The sequence below is a fragment of the Companilactobacillus halodurans genome, from assembly GCF_009600985.1.
Taxonomy (GTDB): domain Bacteria; phylum Bacillota; class Bacilli; order Lactobacillales; family Lactobacillaceae; genus Companilactobacillus; species Companilactobacillus halodurans.
Genome location: NZ_VDFP01000214.1, coordinates 1 through 1159, shown reverse-complemented (window position 1 = coordinate 1159; position 1159 = coordinate 1). Strand labels below are relative to the sequence as shown.

The 1159-nt window shown below is 36.2% G+C and carries 2 protein-coding genes; both read left to right on the top strand.

The window, feature by feature from the left end; translation table 11 throughout:
• Positions 1 to 258, top strand: a 258-nt coding sequence (locus tag FHL06_RS13710; protein ID WP_238334063.1) for a GRP family sugar transporter, incomplete at its 5' end; no start/stop codon positions are given.
• The gene (locus FHL06_RS13705) at positions 243 to 1028 is read left to right on the top strand and encodes a glucose-1-dehydrogenase (RefSeq protein WP_153387207.1); all 786 of its coding nucleotides are present in this window, start codon (positions 243 to 245) and stop codon (positions 1026 to 1028) included. The genes FHL06_RS13710 and FHL06_RS13705, both read left to right, overlap by 16 nt.
• The last annotated feature ends 131 nt before the right edge of the window (positions 1029 to 1159 follow it).

The following is a 1159-nucleotide window of genomic DNA, read 5'->3' as shown; positions in this document are numbered from 1 at the left end:
CTTCTAGCTGGATTCATTTTCTCAGTCGCGTCAATTACCTATATTTTGTCAGTTCATGATAATGGCGTAAATTCAGCCTTTGTTGTTTCACAATTATCAGTTGTCTTATCAACGATCGGTGGGATGGTCTTCTTACATGAAAAGAAGAGTCATCATGAATTATTGTTAACAATTATTGGTTTAGTACTAATTGTTGGTGGAGCCATTATTACAACTATGTTTGAAAATTGGAGGAAATATAAATGTATACAGATTTAAATAATAAAGTAGCAATTATTACTGGTGGTTCTAAAGGTATTGGAACAGCCATTTCAAAACGTTTTGGTCAAGAAAAAATGTCAGTTGTTATCAACTATAACAGTGATGAAAAGGGTGCTCAAAATGCGGCTGATGAAGTTAAACAAGCTGGTGGACAAGCAGTTATCGTTCAAGCCAATGTTGCTACTGAAGAAGGTAATAACGCATTACTAAAAGCAGCAGTCGATAACTTCGGTGATTTGGATGTCTGGGTTAACAATGCTGGCATGGAAATAAAATCACCAACCCACGAATTATCATTGGAAGATTGGAACCGTGTTATTTCAATTGATCAAACGGGTGTTTTCTTAGGTTCGAAGACAGCTTTAAATTACTTTAAAGAACATGGCAAAAAGGGCAATATCATTAATATGTCATCAGTTCATGAACAAATTCCATGGCCAACATTCTCAAGCTATGCAGCTGCTAAAGGTGGGGTAAAGATGTTCACTAAGACTATTGCGATGGAATATGCCAAAGACGGCGTACGTGTTAATGCAATTGGACCTGGGGCTATCAATACGCCAATCAATGCAAAGAAGTTTGCGGATAAAGAACAATATGACCAAACAGTTTCAATGGTTCCAATGGACAGAATTGGAAAACCTGAAGAAGTAGCTGCTGGAGCCGCTTGGTTAGCATCTGATGAATCAAGTTATGTTACAGGTGTCACGTTATTCATTGATGGCGGTATGACATTGTATCCTGCTTTTAAAGATGGTCAAGGTTAAAATTTTAGGAGAAGCCTGCTGTATTGGAAACGATATGGAAGGCTTTTTTTGTACAAAAAATTTATCTTTAAGGAAAGCTCATTTCATTAGTATGTGTTTAATGTATACTACCATGTTTATTTAGTAATTTT

What these genes read in the sequence shown, in the direction of transcription:
- FHL06_RS13705 (WP_153387207.1), top strand. Translation starts at nt 243, where the DNA reads ATGTATACAGATTTAAATAATAAAGTAGCAATTATTACTGGTGGTTCT.